This is a genomic window from Mesobacillus persicus, from assembly GCF_900109925.1.
GTDB lineage: Bacteria > Bacillota > Bacilli > Bacillales > Cytobacillaceae > Mesobacillus_B > Mesobacillus_B persicus.
The window spans coordinates 111890-119194 of sequence record NZ_FOBW01000015.1; the positions used below are offsets into that span (position 1 = coordinate 111890).

Here is a 7305-nt window from a genome sequence, read left to right on the forward strand (position 1 = left end):
TTTTAACAGCTCAAGCTTCTTTTTTCTTCTTAGTAGTTGTTCGCTTTCGTTTCACTGGTTCCTTTGTTGCAGTAGCCTTTTTAGGTGTTTCAGGCTTTGTTCTGTCAATTGATGCCTGCAATGCTTCCATTAAGTCCGTTACATTTGTGACGGGTTCTTTTTCCTTAGATGTTACAACTTCCTGGCCTGTTCGCTTGCTTTCAATTAGCTCTAACAAAGCAGTCCGATACTCGTCTGTATATTTTTCTGGCTCAAATTCTGTTGTTAGCTGATCAATCAGCATAATCGCCGTATCTAGTTCTTTTTCGGTTACTTTATCCTCACCAGGAACACTTGGGACATCTGCTACGCTTCTTACTTCATCCGGGAAATGAATAGTTTCCATTACAAGCGTGTTTTCATAAACCCGTACAAGTGCTAATTGTTCCTTCGCTCGAATAACGATTTTAGCAATCCCAACTTTTTGTGATTCTTTTAAGGCTTTTCTTAAAAGAGAATATGCCTTACCTCCACCTTCATTAGGAGACATATAATAGCTTCGATTATAAAAAATCGGATCAATTTCATCCATTTTGACAAAATCAATAATTTCAACAGCCTTATCTTCATTTTCTTTTCTTAATTTTTCAAGCTCGTCTTCCTCAAGAACTACATATTTCCCTTTCGTGTACTCATACGCTTTTACAATTTCTTCTGGTTTTAATTCCTCATTACAAACGGAACATACCTTTTCATATTTAACAGGTGAATGACACTTTTTGTGCAAAGTTCGTAACTTAATGTCTTTGTCTTGGGTTGCTGTATGAAGCTTAATCGGAATATTTACTAGACCGAACGAGATGCTTCCTTTCCACATTGTATGCATCGACATTGCTCCATTCATCAATTGATTTTTATCGTTAATTTATGATAAAACAGCTCCGGTCATCCATATAAACATTTGCCAGTGAATGACTTTTTATCTTTTCCGGAAAACTAATGGATATTATACGATTACTAAATGGAAAGGAGCCTGAAATGAAACCAATGTTGCCCACACTCACCTTTGAACGCCCAAAGGGAGAGGAATGGCGTTATGAGGTAAAATTCGATGGGTTCCGTGCCTTTCTTGAATGGGATCAGGACATTAAGTTAACTAGTCGAAACGAAAAATCCTTATTAGAAATATTTCCAGAAATAGAATCATTCTTGCTAAAAAATCAAGAATTGTTTAAACCCTACCTGCCACTAACTTTAGATGCGGAACTAGTCGATTTAGAAAGCCCGTATAAAGCTAACTTTGGTGCACTTCAGATTAGGGGAAGAATGCGCTCATTAGAAAGAATTAAGGAAAAGGCGAAAAATAACCCGTGCCGTTTAATGATTTTTGATGTATTGAGGCTTCGTGGAAAAAGCACCAGCAAAAAGCCATACGATGAGCGCCGTAAAATTCTAGAAGAACTCTTTAAGGAATTAGACCTCCCCTCTTTTCCAGATATAGCTAACCCAAGCCTCGTCCAACTAGTTCCAGCCGCTACCGATTTCAATTTGTTATGGGATCACATTATTTTAAGTGACGGCGAAGGCATTATTGCAAAGCATTTGAACAGCATATGGGAAGAAGGAAAACGAACAGACAAGTGGTATAAGTTTAAGAACTTTAAATACGTCACATGCTTCGTAACAGCCTATGAAAAATCAAATGGCTATTTTTATGTTTCTGTCTACAAGGACAAGGAATTCTACCCACTAGGTGCGGTGCTCTTTGGATTTAAGCCGGATGAAAAGGCTGCTCTATTTCAAACGATTAAGGATAATCACACCCATGAAGATGACCGGTTTCTTTATGTGAACCCTGCGATTTGTTTGGAGGTTAAATACCTCGAGATGTATGAAGGTCAAATGAGAGAGCCTCATTTTCATCAATTCCGCTTTGATATAAAGCCAGAGGATTGTACGTTTGAGAAGTTTGCCCAACAGCGGAAGAACCTCCCTAGTGGAATCGAAATTACCCACCCAGATAAACCGATTTGGGAAGACCCGGCCATTCAAAAGGTGGAATTCATTGATTACCTAAGAGAAATCTCGCCGCTTATGCTGCCTTTTTTACAAGATCGACTTCTAACGGTGATTCGGTACCCGCACGGGATGTTCGGAGAAGCCTTTTATCAAAAAAACGCACCTGATTATGCACCAGAGTTTGTTAAAACCTCAATGTCAGAGGGAATCAATTATATCGTCTGCAATGATTTAAAAACCTTGCTCTGGTTGGGAAATCAAATTGCTGTTGAATATCACATCCCGTTTCAAACCATCAATAGCGCCGGACCCGATGAAATTGTGTTCGATCTCGATCCACCTTCTAGGGATTATTTTCACTTAGCGATTGATGCCGCCTTAATGATTAAAGAAGTACTGGACCAGCTTGAGCTTGTAGGCTTTATTAAAACATCGGGTAACAAAGGGTTGCAGATTTATATTCCATTACCTAAAAATAAATATACCTATGACGACACAAGACTGTTTACGGCGTTTATTGCTGAATATCTTATATCCAAAAAACCGGAGTCTTTTACAATTGAACGACTCAAAAAAAACCGCGGCAATCGACTTTATGTGGATTATATCCAGCACGCCGAAGGGAAAACAATCATTGCCCCGTTTTCTCCACGTGGTACAAAGCATGCAACGGTTGCAGCCCCGTTGTTTTGGGACGAGGTCGATGAACACCTAACCATCCAAAATTTCAAAGTGAACAATATGATTAGTAGAATCAAAGAAAAGGGTTCTCCTTTTGCGGATTATTTAAAAGTAAAAGAACAGCAAGCTTTTGATCCTGTGCTCGCGGTTTTACGGAATGGGCCAAAGAAGTAATCTTCAGAGGATAAAAAAACCTGAAATGGCCTAAGCCTTTTCAGGTTTTTTGATTTAGTTAGTGCCCAATACAGTCTGAGCATGTTCCCTGAGTTTTTCGTAAGCTGCCTGTTCGTTGAATTCTTGCTTTTCCACAACCTTAAGAGTGGCCGCATCCACAGTGGCCTTATACATATAAGTCGCATTCCCGATTAAATCAATTGAGTAATGTTCGTTCACTTTGTGAACGACACATTGAACCATCCCACCGTTGTTATAAACGGATATACTGTCGCCTACTTGGTTTTCACCAATTAAACAGGTCACTAAGCTCGAAGAGGACATGGCTGTTCCACAAGCGTTCGTAAATCCTACCCCACGTTCAAAGGTACGCACATAAATTTCCCCTTTTTCAAGGAGTCTAATAAAACTAACGTTGACTCCATCTGGAAACAACTCATTTGGTCCATTGACTTTTTCACTTAATTCCTTTTGCAAATCTGATTCCACTTGGTCTTTAGTCACAATGGCCACAATATGTGGATTCGGAACAGCCAAAGCCGTAAATGTAAGCTCATCAGATAAGCCCGGAATTTTTTCCTGAATTAATTCTTCCTGATCCATTATTAAAGGAAGATCCGCGATTCGGAAAGATACTGGTGAAATTTCCACATTGTAAGTTGGAACTCCGGAGAAAAGGTCCTCCTCTTTTTTCACCTGCAAGTTCGCCTTCATTGTTTCCACAATCGCTTCTTCAACGCCAAGCTTTTCACAGATATATCGTGCGGCACAGCGCAGCCCGTTTCCACACATCGATGCTTCTGAGCCATCCGAGTTAAATACGCGCATTCTCGCGGCACCTTGTTCACTAGTTAAAATAAACAGAATTCCATCCGCCCCAAGCTCTGTTTCCCGACTACAAAGTGATTTGGCGAGTTCTGCACGATTCTCTTCTGTAAAACCATAATCGCGATCCATTTCATCTATTAACAGAAAATCATTTCCCGAACCATGACATTTGATTAATTCAATCATCTTATTGCCGCCTCCAATTTATGTACTATATTAAAAGATGCCACAACTTCACTGAATGTTCAACAAAAACAAAACCGGTCTTTAACATGCACATAAAAAAACCACCCGTACCGATACTAGCGGATTCGGATTTCGAATTCAAAAATAGAATTAGCGGTTCTATTCGCAACTGAATTAGACCTCTTCTTTTGGAATTTTTCGAACCCCTTTGAACATGGTGTCATAGGGTTTTGTCGGCTTGAAAAACCGCATGCTAATGGTTAAACCAATTGGTGTGCTACAAATGATTTTTTAACTAGCAAGGGATGCGTGTTAATGCCTGGAGGGGATAATGAAGCAGACATTCTTTCTAATCCTTAATTGAGTAACTTCTGATTGTTTAAATAAAGGGAGTTTTTCCCCTTAGCCTGCAGAATAGGGGCTTGGTTTGGGGTATAAGGGGAGTTTTTCCCCCTAAGGCAAAGCAAAATGGTCCATTTTCATGTTTTTCTAGTAAATAGAGGGAATCCTTCCCTCTATTTACTCTATTTTTCGTGCTATTTCCTTAATAAGAGGAATTTCTCCCCTTATTTTAGTAGCTAATTTACTACAAATTTGGAAATCGCTAACCGGCGCTTATCTGGGATAAAAAGAGCTTGGAGCATATAAACTGTCTCCAAGCTTTTTTCTTTTCTGATTTACTTACCAAATTGCTTTTTAATTTTGGTGCGAATTACTTTACGAATTGCAAGGTTAATTCGTATTTTGCACTTCAAAACAAAAGCCGGTCTACTGATACGGGGGATGTTAAAGATTAAGGTAGCTTTTTAATTTCCCCTTCAAGGTGTTCCTTCGTCATCCCTCCGACGGTGATGCTGCGGATTACTCCATCTGAATCAATGAAAAAACTCGTCGGAAACGCCATGATTTCATAATCACTAGAAACCCGATTTTTTTCATCCATTGGAATTGGGAAAGTCAATTCATATTCAGCAACGAAGTCAACAACATTATCCCGTGATTTTTCCGTTACCGTCGAGTTCACTGCTAAAATTTCAAAACCGTCTTCATGATACTTTTCATACAGTTCTTGCATATACGGCATCTCAGCTTTGCATGGTGGGCACCACGTAGCCCAAAAGTTAACAAGCACTTTCTTGCCTCGGTAGTCACTTAGCTTAATAGGGTTCCCATTCAAATCAACTAGCGAGAAATCCGGAGCAACATTCCCCTCTGCTAATCCAACCGGAAGGTCAGCTACATTGTCCATTTTTTTATATTTCCCGGTAAGCCCCACTCGATTAACCATTCCTTCGTTCTGCAAGACCGTCTTATCGACAATAAATAAAACAGCAAGGATCACCGCTGTGATAATCAAGAACTTCTTCATCCAAACATTCCCTTCGTGAAAAAACCTCATGATGTTATTTTAAAACGAATTGAACATAAACTGCATTAAAAAAGTGAAAACTTTTCAACGATTAACCTATTTTAGTGATTTTCATATTGGTAGTGGCTAATGACCGCCGCAAATGCAAGCAACTTGTCCGTTTGATTCACAGCTGTCTCAAATGAAAGAATTGGCGTGTTTACGCTAAAGGTTTTGCTCCAGCCTACTGGCATCCATCCCTTTTGGAGCCTTGATACCAATTGACTTCCCTTTAGCATGCGAATATCTGTGTAAACAGCTGAATCATCGCTCTTCATGTATTCAACCCCAGTTTCCATTACCTTCCCTGACTGCAAATGATCTACATAAACGGCAACAACGTTTCTTCCCATGTCTATTAATTCGACGTCCTTATTTTTCGCTCTATACACCGCTAAAAGTTTCCCCTGATGATCGTATAAACCAAAATCCTTCTTCAACCGGAAATCCATTAGATTAGGCAGAAACCAACGCCAAAGCTTCGAGTTGGTCTCTTTGATTTCACCAGCCAGCCGCCCATTTGGATGGAATAGTAGTAGTCGTAAAGCTGGTGCGGGTGCTAAGGTAAGTAAGAAATCTTGATTCGAAAAAAAATCCTCGAATGCGTCATTTGTCGCTTCGCATTCACAAGTCTTTGCATGCTTGTAGTATCGCAAAAACCCTTGTAACTGCACAATGAAAAAAAGGACAAATGGAATCACTAGTAATCCCAAGGGAGGTTTTGAAGGCAATAACAAGCAAGCGCATAACAGGACAGTTAGTAGCGTCACGGAAATAACTAATGCATTAACATAAGATTGGGCCGTTTTCTGATAATATTGTTGAATACTCATATTAAATGTTCCTCGCACTTCTTTAGCTTATTACTTTATTCTATTAAACCGTACCCAAAATCATTCTAGTAATTCGATAAAAATAGCCGTCCTATTGAATTAGGACGGCTATTTTTTTCACCATGCAACAAGACGACTTTCTATTTTTCTTGCATCTTCATATCCTAGTAGATACAATTTTTCGAGTTTTGCGGGATTGCGTTCCATTCTTCCTACTTCAAGCGGCTCAGTCGGCCTGATAATTAATACATTTCCATTTCTTTCTTCTTCCGTTAAATAACTGAGGGTGTCATTGTACACCTGATAACGCTTCGCCATCGCCTCTCGTAACCCTTCATATTGGGGATATTTTCTTTTGACCAGAAAGTGAAATTTTGAAGGCTTCTTCAGATAACCTTCATTTCTTGTGAGGACAACAACATTCCGTTTATTTCCATCCTGAATCGACTTTTTTATTGGTATCGGGTCACTAATACCCCCATCTAATAGGATTTTATCTTGATAGTGGATTTCCGGAGCTAAGAAGGGCAAAGAACTAGAAGCCTTAATAACCTTTAACATTTCTTGGCCATAATCTTCCTTGGCAAAATAAGCTGGTTTACCCGTTTGACAATTGGTTGTACCAACAATAAACTCGGCCTCATTTTCATAGAACGCATCATAATGGTAGGGAACTAGTTTGTTCGGAATTTCATCAAAGATAAACTCCATCCCAAAAGCTTGTCTTGTTTTAATAAAGTTCTTCCAAGAAATATAGCGTGGATCCGTAATGTAATCAATGTTTACTCTTCTATTTCTGCCCTTTTGCTTAGATAAATAGGAAGCCGCCATCGCCGCTCCAGCGGATACACCAATCACATAGGGGAAGGCAATCTCCTTCTCTAAGAAATACTCGAGAACCCCCGCAGTATAAACTCCTCTCATTCCGCCCCCTTCGAGGACAAGACCTGCATCTATACTCACTGATAACCTTCCTTTCTTTTCAACCTACGAATTTTTCATGTGAATTATTTTAGCATAATTATGAGAATTTAAGGCAATAGACGACTTCATAAAAAGGCAAAAAAAAAGAGCCTGCTAGAAAACGAGGGCACTGAAAAGGTCCCTCGAAATAGAAAAGTGCTAAAACATAGTTGTTGATTTCCGTTCCAGGCGGCTTCGCTTTCCGCGGGCGTGCCGGGGAGCCTCCTCGGTGCC

Annotated in this window: 6 protein-coding genes; 1 reads left to right on the forward strand and 5 read right to left on the reverse strand. The window is 39.6% G+C overall.

Annotated features, from left to right (window positions below):
* Positions 1 to 10: 10 nt before the first annotated feature.
* Complete coding sequence (gene ku, locus BMX30_RS18580) at positions 11 to 865, reverse strand: non-homologous end joining protein Ku (protein ID WP_090749117.1); 855 nt, start codon at positions 863 to 865, stop codon at positions 11 to 13.
* Positions 866 to 1017: 152 nt separating this feature from the next.
* Here ku and BMX30_RS18585 point away from each other — a divergent pair, with 152 nt between their 5' ends.
* On the forward strand, positions 1018 to 2853 hold the full coding sequence (locus tag BMX30_RS18585) for a DNA ligase D (protein ID WP_090749118.1): 1836 nt from the start codon (positions 1018 to 1020) through the stop codon (positions 2851 to 2853).
* 54 nt (positions 2854 to 2907) lie between these two features.
* On the opposite strand, the gene dapF is transcribed toward BMX30_RS18585, so the two are convergent.
* The 4 genes from dapF to BMX30_RS18605 form a co-directional block, all read right to left on the reverse strand.
* A complete protein-coding gene (gene dapF, locus BMX30_RS18590) occupies positions 2908 to 3867 on the reverse strand; it encodes a diaminopimelate epimerase (protein WP_090749120.1) in 960 nt (319 codons plus the stop codon).
* A 793-nt stretch (positions 3868 to 4660) separates the two neighbouring features.
* Positions 4661 to 5236 (reverse strand): redoxin domain-containing protein, encoded by a 576-nt coding sequence (locus tag BMX30_RS18595; protein ID WP_090749122.1) that lies wholly within the window; start codon positions 5234 to 5236, stop codon positions 4661 to 4663.
* Positions 5237 to 5337: 101 nt separating this feature from the next.
* Positions 5338 to 6108: a hypothetical protein gene (locus tag BMX30_RS18600; protein ID WP_090749124.1), complete on the reverse strand. Its 771-nt coding sequence runs from the start codon at positions 6106 to 6108 to the stop codon at positions 5338 to 5340.
* Between the two features lie 117 nt (positions 6109 to 6225).
* Positions 6226 to 7071 carry a patatin-like phospholipase family protein gene (locus tag BMX30_RS18605; protein WP_090749126.1) on the reverse strand — a complete coding sequence of 282 codons (846 nt, stop codon included), beginning with the start codon at positions 7069 to 7071 and terminating at the stop codon, positions 6226 to 6228.
* Between the last annotated feature and the right edge of the window lie 234 nt (positions 7072 to 7305).

What these genes read in the sequence shown, in the direction of transcription:
- ku (WP_090749117.1), bottom strand. Translation starts at nt 865, where the DNA reads ATGCATACAATGTGGAAAGGAAGCATCTCGTTCGGTCTAGTAAATATT.
- BMX30_RS18585 (WP_090749118.1), top strand. Translation starts at nt 1,018, where the DNA reads ATGAAACCAATGTTGCCCACACTCACCTTTGAACGCCCAAAGGGAGAG.
- dapF (WP_090749120.1), bottom strand. Translation starts at nt 3,867, where the DNA reads ATGATTGAATTAATCAAATGTCATGGTTCGGGAAATGATTTTCTGTTA.
- BMX30_RS18595 (WP_090749122.1), bottom strand. Translation starts at nt 5,236, where the DNA reads ATGAAGAAGTTCTTGATTATCACAGCGGTGATCCTTGCTGTTTTATTT.
- BMX30_RS18600 (WP_090749124.1), bottom strand. Translation starts at nt 6,108, where the DNA reads ATGAGTATTCAACAATATTATCAGAAAACGGCCCAATCTTATGTTAAT.